This is a genomic window from Agrobacterium sp. 719_389 (assembly GCF_900188475.1).
In the GTDB taxonomy this organism is placed as follows: Bacteria; Pseudomonadota; Alphaproteobacteria; order Rhizobiales; family Rhizobiaceae; genus Agrobacterium; species Agrobacterium radiobacter.
Genome location: NZ_FYEM01000001.1, coordinates 588,482 through 605,296 on the forward strand (window position 1 = coordinate 588,482; position 16,815 = coordinate 605,296).

Annotated in this window: 15 protein-coding genes; 9 read left to right on the plus strand and 6 right to left on the minus strand. The window is 60.1% G+C overall.

The genetic code is table 11. The features are described 5' to 3' along the window. Positions 1-8 precede the first annotated feature (8 nt). A complete protein-coding gene (locus CFB10_RS02875; RefSeq protein WP_003508046.1) occupies positions 9-947 on the minus strand; it encodes a LysR family transcriptional regulator in 939 nt (312 codons plus the stop codon). A 239-nt stretch (positions 948-1,186) separates the two neighbouring features. Between CFB10_RS02875 and CFB10_RS02880 the strand changes: the two genes are divergently transcribed. Further along, positions 1,187-1,405, plus strand: a complete 219-nt coding sequence (locus CFB10_RS02880) for a DUF1127 domain-containing protein (RefSeq protein WP_020012786.1) — start codon at positions 1,187-1,189, stop codon at positions 1,403-1,405. Between the two features lie 271 nt (positions 1,406-1,676). Continuing rightward, positions 1,677-2,714 (plus strand): GlxA family transcriptional regulator, encoded by a 1,038-nt coding sequence (locus tag CFB10_RS02885; protein ID WP_020012787.1) that lies wholly within the window; start codon positions 1,677-1,679, stop codon positions 2,712-2,714. Positions 2,715-2,844: 130 nt separating this feature from the next. Here the strand turns inward: CFB10_RS02885 and CFB10_RS02890 are convergent, their stop codons facing one another. Together CFB10_RS02890 and CFB10_RS02895 are read right to left on the minus strand one after the other, a co-directional pair. Continuing rightward, positions 2,845-4,320: an NAD(P)H-hydrate dehydratase gene (locus CFB10_RS02890; RefSeq protein WP_026364146.1), complete on the minus strand. Its 1,476-nt coding sequence runs from the start codon at positions 4,318-4,320 to the stop codon at positions 2,845-2,847. Continuing rightward, positions 4,317-4,589, minus strand: a complete 273-nt coding sequence (locus CFB10_RS02895) for a hypothetical protein (protein WP_081629726.1) — start codon at positions 4,587-4,589, stop codon at positions 4,317-4,319. Before CFB10_RS02895 ends, CFB10_RS02890 begins: the two co-directional genes overlap by 4 nt. An 89-nt stretch (positions 4,590-4,678) precedes the next feature. Here CFB10_RS02895 and CFB10_RS02900 point away from each other — a divergent pair, with 89 nt between their 5' ends. The 4 genes from CFB10_RS02900 to hspQ all read left to right on the plus strand — a co-directional run bounded on the left by CFB10_RS02900 (position 4,679) and on the right by hspQ (position 7,937). Continuing rightward, positions 4,679-5,017: a P-II family nitrogen regulator gene (locus CFB10_RS02900; RefSeq protein WP_003508042.1), complete on the plus strand. Its 339-nt coding sequence runs from the start codon at positions 4,679-4,681 to the stop codon at positions 5,015-5,017. 71 nt (positions 5,018-5,088) lie between these two features. Beyond that, positions 5,089-6,498: a type I glutamate--ammonia ligase gene (gene glnA, locus CFB10_RS02905; protein WP_003508040.1), complete on the plus strand. Its 1,410-nt coding sequence runs from the start codon at positions 5,089-5,091 to the stop codon at positions 6,496-6,498. A 97-nt stretch (positions 6,499-6,595) separates the two neighbouring features. Further along, complete coding sequence (locus tag CFB10_RS02910) at positions 6,596-7,516, plus strand: DMT family transporter (protein ID WP_020012789.1); 921 nt, start codon at positions 6,596-6,598, stop codon at positions 7,514-7,516. A gap of 91 nt (positions 7,517-7,607) precedes the next feature. After that, positions 7,608-7,937 carry a heat shock protein HspQ gene (gene hspQ / locus CFB10_RS02915; RefSeq protein WP_003508038.1) on the plus strand — a complete coding sequence of 110 codons (330 nt, stop codon included), beginning with the start codon at positions 7,608-7,610 and terminating at the stop codon, positions 7,935-7,937. A 102-nt stretch (positions 7,938-8,039) separates the two neighbouring features. On the opposite strand, the gene CFB10_RS02920 is transcribed toward hspQ, so the two are convergent. Continuing rightward, positions 8,040-8,696 (minus strand): invasion associated locus B family protein, encoded by a 657-nt coding sequence (locus tag CFB10_RS02920; protein WP_003508037.1) that lies wholly within the window; start codon positions 8,694-8,696, stop codon positions 8,040-8,042. Positions 8,697-9,002: 306 nt separating this feature from the next. Between CFB10_RS02920 and CFB10_RS02925 the strand changes: the two genes are divergently transcribed. Genes CFB10_RS02925 through CFB10_RS02935 form a run of 3 tightly spaced genes read left to right on the plus strand, consistent with a single transcriptional unit; the run spans position 9,003 to position 12,538 of the window. After that, the gene (locus tag CFB10_RS02925) at positions 9,003-10,850 is read left to right on the plus strand and encodes an extracellular solute-binding protein (protein WP_020012791.1); all 1,848 of its coding nucleotides are present in this window, start codon (positions 9,003-9,005) and stop codon (positions 10,848-10,850) included. Between the two features lie 35 nt (positions 10,851-10,885). Continuing rightward, on the plus strand, positions 10,886-11,554 hold the full coding sequence (locus CFB10_RS02930) for a DsbA family oxidoreductase (protein ID WP_020012792.1): 669 nt from the start codon (positions 10,886-10,888) through the stop codon (positions 11,552-11,554). Positions 11,555-11,605: 51 nt separating this feature from the next. Further along, positions 11,606-12,538 (plus strand): DMT family transporter, encoded by a 933-nt coding sequence (locus CFB10_RS02935; RefSeq protein WP_020012793.1) that lies wholly within the window; start codon positions 11,606-11,608, stop codon positions 12,536-12,538. Between the two features lie 54 nt (positions 12,539-12,592). On the opposite strand, the gene CFB10_RS02940 is transcribed toward CFB10_RS02935, so the two are convergent. Both CFB10_RS02940 and mfd read right to left on the minus strand, forming a co-directional pair. After that, the gene (locus CFB10_RS02940; protein WP_020012794.1) at positions 12,593-12,937 is read right to left on the minus strand and encodes a hypothetical protein; all 345 of its coding nucleotides are present in this window, start codon (positions 12,935-12,937) and stop codon (positions 12,593-12,595) included. Between the two features lie 377 nt (positions 12,938-13,314). Beyond that, positions 13,315-16,812: a transcription-repair coupling factor gene (gene mfd, locus CFB10_RS02945; protein WP_020012795.1), complete on the minus strand. Its 3,498-nt coding sequence runs from the start codon at positions 16,810-16,812 to the stop codon at positions 13,315-13,317. Between the last annotated feature and the right edge of the window lie 3 nt (positions 16,813-16,815).

Consider the following 16,815-nt stretch of genomic DNA (forward strand, 5'->3'; position numbering starts at 1 on the left):
TCAGGACCTCAGGCCGCCTTGGCGACCTCGACAAAAGCGTTTCGAATGCTTTCAGCCACGGCAAGAACAGGGCGCGACGCCTTGTCGCCCATGATCAGGCGGATATCGAAAGAGCCGAGCTCCGGCAGACCTTCCTTGTCGCCCAGAATGACCATATCGTTCAGCACATAGGATCGCGGCAGCGGTGCAATCGCGAGATCGGCGGCAATCGCCGCGCGCTGCGCCATGGTATGGCCGCTGAGATAGGCCACGCGGAAATTGCGCCCGCGCCGCTCCAGCGAATTGATCGCTTCCGAACGCCAGATGCAGCCTTCCTCCCAGATGGAGATCGGCAGCGGGTCACGCAGATAGGCCGTGCCGCATTTCGCGCCTGCCCAGACAAGACGTTCGCGCATCAGCACCTCACCGGTGTCGCGCAGCGGATGCGAGGCACAGTTGACGAGGGCGAGATCGAGCCGCTGCTCGTCCATGCGCTTGTAGAGATTTGAACTGGAATCGATGGTGACGTCGATCATGATGCCGGGGAAAGCCTCGGCAAAACGCTTGAGAATGCCCGGCAGCAGGCCGCGCTCGCCAATATCCTCCGGCGCGCCGAGCCGGACGACGCCTGAAAGCTCCGGCATGACGAAACGCGACACCGCCTCGTTGGAGAGCGCAATCATCCGCCGCGCATAGGTCAGCAGCGTCTCCCCATGCGCCGTCAATGTGACTGAGCGGGCATCGCGCAGGAACAGCGTCGTCTTCAACTGCTCCTCGAGTTTCTTGATCTGCATGGAAACGGCGGAAGGCGTTCTGAACACCACTTCAGCGGCGGTGGAGAAATTTCCCGTTTCCGCAATGGCGACGAAGGTTCTCAATATGTCGTTATCCAGCAACGGCAGCGGTTGGCGGAAAGTCACGGTCATGGCACGCACCTTCAAATATTTTGATTTATAGATGGATATCATTTCGTTTGATTGAATGTCAACAAGCGCGCACCATCCGGGACATCGATTGACGGGGCGAATTGAGCCTCGTCGGAATGAAGCGCTGACGATCTCGCGGATTGGAATTTTCCCCGCAGGCGTCGCCGGCAATTCATTCCAAAAACTGATGAATGACATAAGATTCATTATCTTGCCTGATGAAACAGGCAAGCGCATATCGAAGTCGCAAACAGGATCGTGGTTCACGAAAGGATCAAGACATGACCATGATACATTATCTCCCGGTGACGAACCGTTCTCCGCACCGTCCTTCATCCATTGGCTGGCTCCATCGCCTGTCCAACCAGGTTTCCGCCCGTTACGCAGAATGGCGCCGCGCCAGGATGCTCCGCGCACTGGAGGCTTTGCCGCCTGAAACATTGAAGGATATCGGATGGCCGACCACCGACACCACTCGCATACACACCATCCGCAAATGATGCCCAACCGATGGCTCGCAAACATTGCGCGTTTTGCGAGCCATCCCTGCCCGCGCCCGAACGGCAGGACGGAGGCGCAAAACAGCCTGCCTGTTTTGCATGCGACACATCGCCTTTTTTAAAGGCTTGTCGCGAAATTTGCATATTTCAAAAGCTATTTTTTGACAGCTCCGAATCCGAGGCGTATTTTTCGTTAAAGATGTCGTAATCAGGACATCCAGAAGACCAATTCCAAGGGAGGAATTGCGTATTCGCAACGGAGCACGGGCAAATGAGCAGAAACTCCCAGAAGAAACGCTCAATCGTCTTTTTTCTCATTCCGCAATTTACCTTGCTGCCATTCGCCGCAGCGGTTGAAACGCTTCGCATCGCCAACCGAATGTTGGGCTATCAGGCCTATGAATGGCGCCTTGCCTCCCTCGACGGCCAGAAGGTCATGTCGTCAAGCGGCATCTGTCTTGAGGCCGATACCTGTCTTGCCGACGAGCGGCGATACGTCAGCGGCGAAAACCGCCCTGAGATGGCGATCATCTGTTCCGGCATCGATGTGGATCAACACATCAACAAGTCCGTCAATGCCTGGCTGCGCGAAGCCTATAATCGCGGCATCGCCATCGGCAGCCTCTGCACCGCCGCCCATATCCTGGCACAGGCTGGCCTCCTCAACGGCAAGCGCTGCGCGATCCACTGGGAAAACCTGCCCGGCTTTTCTGAAGCCTTCCCGCAGGTGGAAGTCTATGCCGACCTCTTTGAAGTCGACAGCAATATCTACACCTGCGCCGGCGGCACGGCCTCGCTGGACATGATGCTGAGCCTGATCGGTCAGGATTTCGGCGAAAACCTCGTCAACCGCGTCTGCGAACAGCAATTGACCGACCGGGTGCGCAGCCCGAACGACCGCCAGCGCCTGCCTCTGCGGGCCCGCCTCGGCGTCCAGAACAGCAAGGTCCTGTCGATCATCGAATTGATGGAAGGCAATCTTGCCGAACCGCTGTCGCTGCTTGATATCGCCGACGCCGCCGATCTGTCCCGCCGGCAGGTGGAGCGCCTCTTCCGGCAGGAAATGGGCCGTTCACCCGCCCGCTATTACCTTGAAATCCGTCTCGACCGCGCCCGCCACCTGCTGGTGCAGTCTGCCATGCCGGTGGTCGAGGTCGCCGTCGCCTGCGGTTTCGTCTCGGCTTCGCATTTTTCCAAGTGTTATCGCGAAATCTACAATCGCACCCCGCAGCAGGAGCGTGCCGAACGCAAACTCTTGATCAGCGCCTCGCGAATGGCAATGGCGGGCCAGGGCAAAGCCGCGCATTGAGTGCTGGCATTAGCGCCTGAAATACGACCTCCGTCATGCCGACTTGTGTGGACGGAGTGGGGATGGTGGAACTGTGCCAAACCACCGGATCTGTCAGCGGCCAGCAAACAGCGAACATAATCAGACCAACTCACCCAAACGGCCGAACCGCATGGGCAAGGTCTTCCGCCGTCATGCCGTCACCCGCCCTGTGGCCCGCCTGCCCATGCAGCCAGACACCGGCCGCAGCCGCTTCGAAGGCGGGGGCTCCCTGCGCCAGCAGCGCACCGATGATACCGGCCAGCACATCACCTGATCCGGCCGTCGCAAGGCTCGCCGGCGCATTGGTGTTGACCAGCGCCCGGCCATCAGGTGCGGCAATCACCGTGTCTGCGCCTTTATAGACCAGCACAGCGCCGCTGCGCGCCGAGGCGGCCTGCGCCTTCTCGATCTTGCTCAGCGTCCCGTCGGCGGCAAGATCGGGAAACAAACGCGCAAACTCGCCCTCATGCGGCGTCAGGATGAATTTGCCCGCGCCTGAGGTAATGCGCTCGAACAGGGTCTCCGTGTGATCCTTGAAAGCCGTGATCGCATCGGCATCCAGCACGACCGCCTTGTCTCCAAGCAGGGATACGAATTGCCGCGCCTTTTCTAGATCGCCGAAACCGGGACCGAGAACGAAGGCTCCATGACGCCGGTCGTCCAGCCAGAGCCGCAGATCATCGGCATCGTCCATCGGCGCATTCATCACGGCCGTCAGCGTCACGGACAGCACGTCGAGCGCCTGCCTCGGCGCGGCGACAGCGACGATGCCTGCCCCCGCCTTCAGCGCCGCAAGCGCCGTCATGCGGCTCGCACCCGTCGCATGGGCCGGGCCGGAAAAGACGGTCAGATGGCCGCGGCGGAATTTATGCGTCTCGATATCGCTCGCGGGCAAGGCGTCACGCCAGACCAGCGGATGGTTTTCCGCAACCGCGCCTGCGTGATCGGTGAGGATGCGGGAGGGAATACCGATATCGAACACCTCGAGCGCCCCGCAAAGCTCCCGCCCCGGCATCAGCAGATGGCCGGGCTTGCGCGCCATGAAGGTCACCGTCCGTTCGGCCGTGAACGAGGCGCCAAGCGGCACGCCCCGCCGGCCGCAGAGACCGGAGGGCAGATCGACGGCGAGAACCGACGCCTTCGCATTGGTCACGGCCTCGATTGTCCGTGCAAGCTCCCGAGGAATATCGCGGGACAGTCCTGCCCCGAAGACAGCGTCGATCACCACGTCGCCGGCAAGAGGCGCGTAGTCGCCAAGCGGCAGCGGCGCCACCCCGCTGCGCTCGAAAGCCATCCGCGCATCACCCCTGAGCGCGCCGGTATCACCGAGATGATGAACCACAACGACCGCGCCGCTTTCCACAAGCGCCCGCGCCGCCACGTAACCATCACCGCCATTGTTGCCGCCGCCGCAGAGCACGACGAAACGCAGGGCCTGCGGATAGTGGCGAAGCGCTGAGGCGGCAACCGCCTGCCCCGCCCGCTCCATCAGATCATAAAGCGGAATGCCGGATTGACCGGCCGCCGCATCGATGCTGGCCATAACAGCCGGGTCAAAAAGGGAGAGCTGAGAGAGGGATGTCATGCCTCAATCATCCCTTCAAAACGCCGGAAAGGCAATCGATACAAAAATAAGCAGATAGCCAAGTCCAAATAATAATCAAATGCATAAAATATAAACAAACCAACTTCATCACACTCACGCATTCTCAAATATTCGAACCATCTAAAATAATAAGAATTGGCAGAAATGCTGATGGATTTTTCAGGTTCCCGAGAGAAATTGGCTGGAAAACCGCCAAAACCGAATGCATTTTGTGTCTGAAGGCCGGGGGATCGAAGTTTTTTCTTCAAGCCCGCTTCCGATCTGGCACAATACGTGCATTCTTGTGGCAGAGCGGGAATAACCTGCTTTAACGGGAGAAGCGGAGAGATATTTTCTCATGAAAAAGATCGAAGCGATCATTAAGCCTTTCAAGCTCGATGAAGTGAAGGAAGCCCTTCAGGAAGTCGGACTTCAGGGCATCACGGTCACGGAAGCAAAAGGCTTTGGTCGTCAGAAGGGCCATACGGAACTCTACCGCGGTGCAGAGTACGTCGTGGACTTTTTGCCGAAAGTGAAAGTCGAAGTCGTATTGGCGGACGAGAACGCGGAAGCCGTCATCGAGGCGATCCGCAATGCGGCGCAGACCGGACGTATCGGCGACGGAAAGATTTTCGTTTCCAATATCGAGGAAGTCATCCGCATCCGTACCGGTGAAACAGGCGTGGACGCCATATAATCAAGAACGTCCCGAGCCGGGGAGGCTTGGGTTTTCACCTCGTCATCATCACACTCAAGGAAAACGTTTAAATGACGACCGCAAACGATATCTTGAAGCAGATCAAGGATAACGACATCAAGTTCGTGGACCTGCGCTTTACCGACCCCAAGGGCAAGCTGCAGCACGTCACCATGGATGTTGTCTGTGTGGACGAAGACATGTTCGCCGATGGCGTCATGTTCGACGGCTCCTCGATCGCCGGCTGGAAGGCCATCAACGAGTCCGACATGGTGCTGATGCCCGATCCGGCCACCGCCCATATCGACCCGTTCTTCGCCCAGTCCACCCTGGTCGTCCTTTGCGACATTCTCGACCCGGTCTCGGGCGAAGCCTATAACCGCGACCCGCGCGGCACCGCCAAGAAGGCCGAAGCCTACCTCAAGGCCTCGGGCATCGGCGACACCGTCTTCGTCGGCCCCGAGCCCGAATTTTTCGTCTTCGACGACGTCAAGTACAAGGCAGACCCCTACAACACCGGCTTCAAGCTTGACTCGTCCGAGCTGCCGTCCAACGACGACACGGATTATGAAACCGGCAACCTCGGCCACCGTCCGCGCGTCAAGGGCGGTTATTTCCCCGTTCCGCCGATCGACAGCCTGCAGGACATGCGCTCCGAAATGCTGACGGTTCTGGCCGAAATGGGCGTCGTTGTTGAAAAGCACCACCACGAAGTGGCTGCCGCACAGCACGAGCTGGGCGTGAAGTTCGACACGCTGGTATCCAGCGCCGACAAGATGCAGATCTACAAGTACGTTGTGCATCAGGTCGCCAATGCCTATGGCAAGACGGCAACCTTCATGCCGAAGCCGATCTTCGGCGACAACGGCTCGGGCATGCACGTTCACCAGTCTATCTGGAAGGGCGGCAAGCCGACCTTTGCTGGCGACGAATATGCCGGCCTTTCTGAAAACTGCCTCTATTACATCGGCGGCATCATCAAGCACGCCAAGGCCATCAACGCCTTCACCAACCCCACCACCAACTCCTACAAGCGTCTGGTGCCGGGTTATGAAGCGCCGGTTCTGCTCGCCTACTCCGCGCGCAACCGTTCCGCATCCTGCCGCATTCCCTTCGGCTCCAACCCGAAGGCAAAGCGCGTCGAAGTCCGCTTCCCGGACCCGACCCAGAACCCCTATCTCGGTTTTGCGGCCATGCTGATGGCCGGCCTCGACGGCATCAAGAACAAGATTCACCCCGGCAAGCCGATGGACAAGGACCTCTACGACCTTCCTGCAAAGGAACTGAAGAAGATCCCGACCGTCTGCGGTTCGCTGCGTGAAGCGCTTGAAAGCCTCGACAAGGATCGCAAGTTCCTGACCGCCGGCGGCGTGTTCGATGACGACCAGATCGACTCGTTCATCGAGCTGAAGATGCAGGAAGTCATGCGTTTCGAAATGACCCCGCATCCGGTCGAATTCGACATGTACTACTCGGCCTGATCGGCCTTTCGAGCGCTCTCCGGGGCGCTCGATCCATCTCGGCGGTTTTCCCCGGAAAGCCGCCGTTTTCTTTTGAAGACCAGCCATGTCGCGAAGAATGTCAATCAAGCCAGCCACTCAGCAAACACGCCTCACGGACTGGCTCATCTTTCTGGCGGTGCCGTTCTTTTTCTCCAGCAATGTCATTTTCGGCCGTGGCGTCGTCGGCGAAGTCTCGCCCTTCATCGCCGCCTTCATCCGCTGGATGGGCTCGACACTCATCATCGCGCCGTTCATGATCGCCGACTGGCGCAACTGCATCGCTTTCCTGCGCCGGAAAACGTTGCTCTGGCTCGTTCTCGGCGTTCTCGGCATGGGCATCTGCGGCGGCGTTGTTTATTGGGGCCTCACAATGACCACGGCCGCCAACGGCACGCTCATCTACACGACTTCGTCGTTGTTCATCATCCTGTTCCAGCGCATCTTTCAGGGCCGCCCCATCAGAAAGCTCGAAGTGGCGGGCATGGTCATCGCCTTTGCCGGCGTGGCGGCCATCGTGCTCAAGGGCGATATCGCAGCTCTCCGGCACATGAACTTCAACATCGGCGATTTCGCCATACTGACGGCGGCCATCGCCTTTGCCGTCTATTCGCTGCTGCTGCGCGAGCCGGCGGCGCGGCAGATGGCGTCCTTCAGCCTTTTTGGCCTGATCGCGCTCTCCGGTGCGCTGGTGCTTCTGCCGCCGGCGGCGCTGGAACTGGCGCAGGGCGGCATGCTGCCCGCCACGCCAATGGCATGGGCCAAGATCGGCGGCATCATCCTGTTCGCCTCGCTATTGGCCTTTTATTGCTTCACCCACACGGTGCGGGTCTTCGGTCCCGCCACGGCAGGCGTCACGCTTTACATGATGCCGCCCGTCTCGATCCTCATGGCCACGCTGTTTCTGGGGGAGACCTTCGAGACCTACCACGCGATCGGCATCGTGCTGGTCACCGGCGGCGTCATCATCGCCACCGCACCGCTCGGCCGCCGTGGCTGAGCTCATATAGGCAGAAAGAGCCGGGATACCCCCTAGCCCTTGATATTTTGCGTTCCGCACCCAACTATTAGTGGGAAAGGAAGTTCATGCCATGAAACAAAGAGACGCAAAATTCACGCTTGGCGAGATCGTCCGCCACAAGGTGTTTCCGTTCCGCGGTGTGGTCATCGACGTGGACCCGGAATATGCCAATACCGAGGAATGGTGGAACGCCATCCCCGCGGAAATCAGGCCGGATCGCGACCAGCCCTTCTATCATCTTCTGGCCGAAAACGAGGAGACGGAGTATGTCGCCTATGTTTCCGAGCAGAACCTCGTCCACGACGAAAACGAGACGCCGCTCCGAAACCCCAATATCGGCCGCATCTTCGATAAGGCGCCGAACGGTGAGTGGCGTCCGAAAATGTCAACGGCGCATTGACGCCCGCCAGGCATCTCCCCACCCTCCCAGGGGCTAAAAAAGGGCATAAAAAAACCGGTCTGTCGCCAGACCGGTTTTCTGTTTTTAGCGCTTACGCTGCAATCAGGGCTTCGGAGCGCCCTTGGCGGCATCCTGAGCGGCTTCCAGCTTCTTGCGAGCCTCTTCAGCCTTTTTCTGCATGCCTTCCTGCAGGCTGCGCTGGCTTTCGGCCAGCTGCGACTGGGTGATCGCCGGGCCGTCAAAGGCGCCGGTGAAGCCGGAGAGAGCGATCTTGATGGGGTTCGGCGCGCGGCGGAAGTTGATGGAGGTGAAGACCACCTCGCTACCCTTCTTCAGGGAAGCGATCATGGCGTCCGTCAGCGGAACTTCGGCCGTGCACTTGTCGGGAAGGCATACGGCGTAATCGAGCTTCTGACCCTTGCCGCCGTCGATCTGCATCATCACACCAGGAGGAATGAGACGCGCGGTCGGAACGGAAACCTGCAGCAGCTTGCGGTTGACCTTGCCTTCAACAGTGATGAGGCCGACAGCGGTGATCATCTGGCCGTTCTGGGCCAGAACCACGTTCTGCACGACGCAGACATCGTTGTCTTCCTGCTTGGAGCAGGTCTTGAACCAGCCGAGCGGCGGAGCGCCAGCGCCCTGAGCGGCGGGAGCAGCATCCTGTGCCTGCGAGATGGCCGGAGCGGAAACCGCGCCCAGAGAGAGGACCAGAGCGGACAGAGCCGTCCGGGTGAATGTGTTTGCCTTTTGCATCATAAGAGTTCCGTCTCCTGAATGTCTGCCAGAACAGAACCGTTAAGGCCCTGTTCGTCGATGGCGGTATCCTTCTGCCCGTTCAACTGTCGTTTAAATGAGGCAAATGCGTGACCCGTCTCTTCCGGCCACCCTGTTACATGCCGATCGCGGCGATATCCAGCACTTCTTTAACTTTTTCTTGAGCTGACCCAAGATTTCCCGCGCCTGGATGGGTCGCACCATGTCCGTGTGCTACATATCTGCCAGAATCATGATGATAAACGGTCGTGACGCACATCGGACGGACAGTTGAGACAGGACAGTGACATGCGCAACCTTGCGGCCCTCATCCCCGCATTGTTCCTTTTGGGATCATCCCTGCTTCCCACCGGGAACGCTCTCGCGCAGCCGCTGCACGGCATTTCCATGCACGGCACGCCGGAACTTCCCGCAGACTTCAGGTATCTTCCTTATGTCAATCCGGATGTGAAGAAAGGCGGCCGCATTTCCTATGGCGTCGTCGGCACCTTCGACAGCCTCAATCCCTTCGTTCTCAAGGGAATGCGCACCACCGCGCGCGGTGTCTGGGACCCGGAATTCGGCAATCTGCTCTACGAACCCCTGATGCTGCGTTCCAGCGACGAGCCTTTCAGCCTTTACGGCCTGCTAGCCGAAACAGTGGAGTGGGATGAGGAGCGCAGCTTCGTCCAGTTCAACATCAATCCGAAGGCAAAATGGTCCGACGGCGAGCCGGTGACCGCAGATGACGTGATCTTCACCTTCAATCTTCTGAAGGAAAAAGGCCGCCCGCCCTTCAACAGCCGCCTGGACGGGGTGGCGAAGCTGGAAAAGATCGGCGATCGCAGCGTGCGTTTCACCTTCAACGACAAGGCCAACCGCGAAACGCCGCTCATTCTCGCCTCCTCCACCCCGATCCTGCCAAAACATGCGATCGATCCGGAAAAATTCGAACAGGCCGGCCTCGGCGCAGTCGTCGGCTCGGGTCCATACCGAATCAAAACCCTGCGGCCGGGCGAACGAATCATCTGGGAGCGCAATCCGGACTATTGGGGCAAGGACATTCCGGGCAAGGTCGGCTTCGACAATTACGACGAGATCAGCGTGACCTATTTCCTGCAGGTCACCACCATGTTCGAGGCCTTCAAGAAGGGCGATATCGACATCTATCCCGAAGGCGACGCCATCAACGGCACCTCCGACACCTCCCATTGGGGACAGGCTTACAATTTCCCCGCCGTCCATCGTGGCGATATCGTCAAGGACGTCTTCCAGCCGCGTCTGCCGACAGGCATGTTCGGTCTCGTCTTCAACACCCGCCGCGCCGTCTTCGCCGACGAGAAGGTGCGCGAAGGCCTTACCTACGCGTTCGATTTCGAGTGGATGAACAGAAACATTCTCGGCGGCTCCTTCAAGCGCACACAGAGTTACTGGCAGAATTCACCGCTCGGCGCCTATGGCAATGCCGCGGACGAACGCGAGCTGGCGCTGCTCGGCGACGCGGCTAAGACCATGCCTCCGCAGCTACTGGCCGGCACCTATGCCTTGCCGACCACCGACGCCACCGGTGCGGACCGCAAGGTCCTCAAAATGGCCGTCGACAAGCTGAAAGAGGCCGGATACAGCATCAAAAACGGCAGGATGTCCGATGCCAGCGGCCGCCAGCTCGCCTTCGAGATCATGACGCAGAACCCCGCTCAGGAGCGCATCGCGCTTGCCTATCAGCGCTCGCTCAATCTGATCGGCGTCGCCATGGGCATCCGCTCGGTTGATGACGGGCAATATCAGGCCCGCTCGAACAGCTTTGATTACGACATGATCATCCGCTCCCTGCCGTCGTCGCTTTCGCCGGGCATGGAGCAGCTCAACCGCTGGAGTTCGCTCTCACGCGATGCGCAGGGCAGCTTCAACTATGCCGGCGCCGCCAATCCCGATATTGACCGGATGATCGAAGCGCTGCTGCAGGCGCGCTCGACGGAAGATTTCCAGGCCGCCGTGCGCGCCTATGACCGCCTTCTGGTGGCCGGCCATTATATCATTCCGCTCTATTACATCGGCGCCCAATGGGTTGCGCGCTGGAAATATATCGACCGCCCGGATATGACGCCAATATCGGGAAATCAGAAACAGACCTGGTGGGATGCAAGGGTGCAATAACCCGCCGCCCGGTCCAGACAAGGGAAGATGAAACCATGGAACGCATCGTTATCGACGTCGTGTCGGATATGGTCTGCCCCTGGTGTTATCTCGGCAAGGCGAGGCTCGATCTCGCCATTGCCGACGTACAGGATGAAATCAGCGTCGACGTGAACTGGCGTCCCTATCGCCTCAACCCGGACTATCCGCCCGAGGGTGTCGACCAGAAAGCTGCCCTGGAGGAGAAGCTCGGCAAGGAGCGCCTGGAACAGGCCCACGCCACACTGGTGCAGCTCGGCAAGGAAGTCGGCATCGACTACGATTTTGATGCGATCAAGATCGGTCCGAACACGCTTGATGCACACCGCCTGTCGCTCTGGGCCCATTCCGAAGGCCGCGACGTCCAGGAGAAGGTCGTGACGGCGCTGTTCAGGGCCAACTTCGAAGAAGGCCGCAATATCGGCGACCACGCCGTGCTGATCGATGTGGCCGAAAAGGCGGGTATGGACGCGCAGGTGGTGGCACGGCTTCTCGCTTCGGAGGCGGACAAGGACACGGTCATCGCCGAAATTGATGCGGCGCAGCAGATGGGCGTCGCCGGCGTACCTTTCTTCATCATCGACCAGAAATACGCCATAAGCGGTGCACAAACGCCTGATGTCCTGATTGCTGCATTGCGGGATATTGCAAAAATCAAGGCGGACGAGCATAGATCGATGAACTGACGGTCAAATCACCGGCGGTTTTCTGCAACTTGATTTTCCGCCGGTGTTTCCGTGTCCGACCAGACCCTGAAAGGCATTCTGCTCGCCTTTGCCGCCTTCGCTGCCTACGCCTGGAGCGATGCCAGCGTTAAACTCATAGAAGGCCAGATTTCGCCGATCGAATCGGTCTTTTTCGGCGCCGTGTTCGGCCTTGTCGCCCTGCCCTTCATCCGCAAGCGCAATGACAGCTGGCTGGATGTGGTGAAGACGACCAACCGTCCTTTGTGGATCATCCGCTTTTTTTCCGCCGGGATCGGCGCGGTCGGCAGTGTGACTGCCTTTACCCATCTTTCCATGGCCGAAGCCTTCGCGCTGATCTTCCTGCTTCCTTCCTTCGTCACCATCATGTCTGTGGTGTTCCTCAAGGAACAGGTGGGCATTCGCCGCTGGTCGGCCGTCATCATCGGTTTTGTGGGTGTGCTCATTATTCTGCGGCCTGGATTCCGAGAATTGGGCATCGGCCATCTGGGCGCCATCATCGCCGGCTTCAGCGGCGCGCTCAGCATCGTCATCTTCCGCGCAATGGGCCCATCGGAAAAGAACGTTTCGCTTTATGGTGCCGGATTGCTCGGCTGCCTCGCCATAAGCGGAATCGCCATGGTGCCGACCTTTGTCATGCCGGGTGGAGAACAATGGCTGCTGCTGGCGGGATATGGCCTGCTCGGCGCGCTTGGCAACGTGCTGGTCATGTATGCCGCCCAATATGCGCCGGCCGCCATGATCGGCCCGACGCAATATAGCCAGATGCTCTGGGCCATCCTGTTCGGTTATCTGATTTTCGGTGACCGCATCGATGGATGGATGCTGGTCGGCATCGCCCTCATCGTAGGCTCCGGCCTATTGACGCTCATCCGCGAGAAACAGAGAAAAGTGCCGCTGCCCGCCTCGATCGCGGCAACCGACCAGAACGTGGCCGTCGGCATCACACCGGAAGACAGCCGCTAGCTAAAATCATGCAAAAACCGGCGACGCTCTGCACGCCGCCGGTCTGCCAATCGATTAATCGCAAACCCTGACCCGATACATGTCACCCCAGGCATTCTGCCTCCAGGCAACGTGGCAGCGCGGATAAACCGGCTGGTAAACGACCGGCGGGCCATAAGCAGGCGCAGCGTAGACGGGTGGACCGTAAGCCGGCGCGTAATAGGCGGGGCCGTAAGCGTAGCCCGGGTGTCTTGCACCCGCAATCAGCGCTCCGCCAATGATCGTGCCTGCGATGCCGGCGGCAAGGCCGCGGCCGAAGTTATTGCGCGCTTCCGCCTGGCTGGTGGTGGCAATTGTGGCGCCCGCAATTGTCAAGGCAACCAGACCAGCGGTGGCAAACCTGTTGATATTGGTCCACATCGTCCTGCTCCTTCATCACCCGGCGGCATCCACTCATCCGCCGCACCGGGTATGAGGGAAAGATTACGCCGGCGAAGACTACCGGCGCATGTCCGTTTCATTACATCGAGGTAATTTTCGCTGAACGGAGTGGGTGGGGTATTGGAAATTTGGCTGGGGATGGGTGTGGCTTACCCCCCTCTGCCCTGCCGGGCATCTCCCCCTCAAGGGGGGAGATCGATATGCGGCAATGCCTCGCCTATCTCGACGTTAGAGGATGAAGTGGTTGACAGCGCCTCTCGCCAATCTCCCCCCTTGAGGGGGAGATGCCCGGCAGGGCAGAGGGGGGTAAGCCGCACCCACCTGCGGTGCCAAATAGCCCCCCTTGAAGCTCAAATCTAGGACCGCGCCAGTTCCGCCAGCTGCGTCATGATCATGGCCGCACCCGTCAGCCGCTTTTCCGGCGTCGGCAGATCGCGGTTCAGGAACAGGCTGTGGTCGGGGCGGATTTTCGCCATTGATCCCTGCTTGCCGATGTAACCGACCAGCGCGCCCGGATTGGGGAATTCCTTGTTGCGGAACTGCACGACGACGCCCTTCGGCCCCGCATCCAGCTTCTCCACATTGGCGATGCGGCAGAGCGACTTGATGTAGACGATCTTGAGCAGGTGCTGCACCTCTTTCGGCAATGGGCCGAAACGGTCGATCATTTCCGCGCCAAAACCGTCGATCTCGCTGATATCCGCAAGCTCGCCGAGACGGCGGTAAAGGCCCATGCGCAGATGCAGATCCGGAACATAATCTTCCGGGATCATGACGGAGGTGCCGACCGAAATCTGCGGCGACCAGCCGCTGTCCTGCACCTGTTCGTCGCCCTTCACCTCGGCAACCGCCTCTTCCAGCATCTGCTGGTAAAGCTCGAAACCGACTTCCTTGATGTGGCCGGACTGTTCTTCGCCGAGCAGATTGCCCGCGCCGCGAATATCGAGGTCGTGGCTCGCCAGCTGGAAGCCTGCGCCGAGCGTGTCGAGCGATTGCAGCACCTTCAGCCGCCGCTCCGCCATCGTCGTCAGCACCTTGTTGACCGGCAGGGTGAAGAGCGCGAAGGCGCGCACCTTGGAACGACCGACGCGACCACGCAGCTGGTAAAGCTGGGCAAGACCGAACATGTCGGCGCGGTGCACGATCAGCGTATTGGCGGTCGGCACGTCGAGGCCGGATTCGACGATGGTGGTCGAAAGCAGCACGTCATATTTGCCGTCGTAAAAGGCGTTCATGATGTCTTCGAGTTCGCCTGCCGGCATCTGCCCATGCGCCACCGCCACCTTCAGCTCCGGCACATCCGATTGCAGGAACGCGTGGATATCGGCGAGATCGGCAAGCCGCGGGCAGACATAGAAGCTCTGGCCGCCGCGATAGTGCTCACGCATCAGCGTTTCGCGGATGACGAGCGGGTCAAAGGGCGAAATGAAGGTGCGCACCGCCATGCGGTCCACCGGCGGCGTGGTGATGAGCGACAGTTCGCGCACGCCCGTCATGGCCAGCTGCAGGGTGCGCGGAATGGGCGTCGCAGAGAGCGTCAGCACATGCACGTCGCTCTTCAGCTCCTTCAGCCGCTCCTTGTGCTTCACACCGAAATGCTGCTCTTCGTCGATGATGAGCAGGCCGAGATTGGCAAAACTGATTCCCGCGCCAAGCAGCGCATGGGTGCCGACGACGATGTCAGTCTTTCCGTCAGCCACTTCCTTTTTCGTCAGCGTCAGTTCCTTGGAGCCGACGAGGCGTGAAGCCTGCTGCACCCGGATCGGCAGGCCGCGGAAACGCTCGGAGAAAGTGCGGAAATGCTGGCGCGATAGCAGCGTGGTGGGCACCACCACCGCCACCTGCACGCCGTTCATGGCGGCAAGGAAAGCAGCGCGAAGCGCCACTTCGGTCTTGCCGAAACCGACATCGCCGCAGATGAGACGATCCATCGGCCGGCCGGCGCCGAGATCTTCACGAATGGCCTCGATGGCGTTCAGCTGGTCTTCCGTCTCATCATAGGGGAAACGGGCGGCGAATTCGTCGTAAAGCCCATCGGGAGCCGTCAGCACCGGCGCATGGCGCACCAGACGCGCGGCAGCGATGCGGATAAGCTCATCGGCCATGTCGAGCAGGCGCTTCTTGAGCTTGGCCTTGCGCATCTGCCATGCGCCGCCGCCGAGCCTGTCGAGCTGGGCTTCGGCCGCATCCGAGCCGTAACGCGACAGAAGATCGATGTTTTCAACCGGCAGGAACAGCTTGGCATCATCGGCATAATGCAGTTCGAGACACGCACGCGGCGCGCCCGCCGCCTCGATCGTCCGCAGGCCGACGAAGCGACCGATACCATGTTCGGCATGGACGACCAGCGAGCCTTCGTCCAGCCCCGCCACTTCCGAGATGAAATCCGCACCGCGCTTGCGGCGCTTGGAGCGCCGCACCATGCGGTCGCCGAGAATATCCTGCTCACCGATGACCGCGAGCGTCCCGGTTTCGAAACCCGTCTCAAGGCTCAGCACCGCCGAGGCAGCCTCACCCTTACCGAGCTTCTCCACCTCCTTCAGCGAGGTCACCGGCTTAATCTTCTCAAGCCCGTGCTCGTTCAGCACCTGCAGCAGCCGGTCGAGCGAACCTTCCGACCAGCCTGTTATCAGCACCTTCCAGCCCTTGGCGCGGCGCTCGGCAATATGCTTCACCGCCAGATCGAAAACATTGACCCGTTCTTCGCTCTCGCCTTCGGTTGGCGGACGCGCCCAGCGCGGCCCGACATGGGCATCGAGCGTGGCGACCGGGCGGCCTTCGCTGTCCTGTTCGTTGAAGGGTGTCAGACGCACCGCATTGACGGCGGCCAGTGCCGCATCGAAACTCTTGCCGTCGAGATAGAGCTGGCCGGGCGAAACCGGCTTATAAGGCGCACCCTGGGTCGACCCCTTGGTTTCGCCGGAACTGCGGCGCGCATCGTAATAATCGAGCACCAGCTTGGAGCGCTCTTTTGCCGCCTCCCGCGCCGTGTGATCGGTGACGATCCGGAACCCCGCGAGATAATCGAACGCCGTTTCCAGCTTCTCGTAAAACAGCGGCAGCCAGTGCTCCATGCCGGCATAACGGCGGCCTTCGGAGACGGCCTGATAAAGCGCATCGTCACGCGTCGCGGCACCGAACAGCGACAGATAATTCTTGCGGAAACGGCTGATCGTATCCGGCGTCAGCGTCACTTCGCTCATCGGGTTCAAATCGAGCGAGCGCGCCTGGCCGATGGTGCGCTGGCTAGCCGGATCGAAGGTGCGGATGCTTTCCAGCGTATCGCCGAAGAAATCGAGCCGCACCGGCTCTTCCGTGCCGGGCACGAAGACATCGAGAATGCCGCCGCGCACGGCGAATTCACCGACTTCACGCACCGTCGCCACCCGGTCAAAACCGTTGCGCTCCAGCCTTGCGGCGATGTCGTCCATACGGATCTGGTTGCCGGGCTTCGCCGAAAAGCCGAGGCTCTCGATAATGTCGCGCGGCGCCATTTTCTGCAGCATGGCGTTGACGGTGACGAGCACGATGGCCGGATGCGGTTTCTTCGCGTGGGCGATGAGGCCGGAAAGCGCCGCCAGCCGGCGCGCCGAGGTGTCGGCGCTCGGTGACACGCGGTCATAGGGAAGGCAGTCCCAGGCCGGCAGCGTCATGACCGGAATATCAGGCGCGACGAAACCGAGGATCTGTTCGAGATCGGCGACCCGCTGGCCATCCGACATCACATAGGCAACCGATGTCCCCGCCCGCGCCATATCGGCGAGCAGCAGGGCTTCCATGCCGGAGGGCACATTTCCGATGGTCAGCGGCGTATCTGCCGACGCCACCAGCTTTGCATCGAATCCGGCTATCATGTT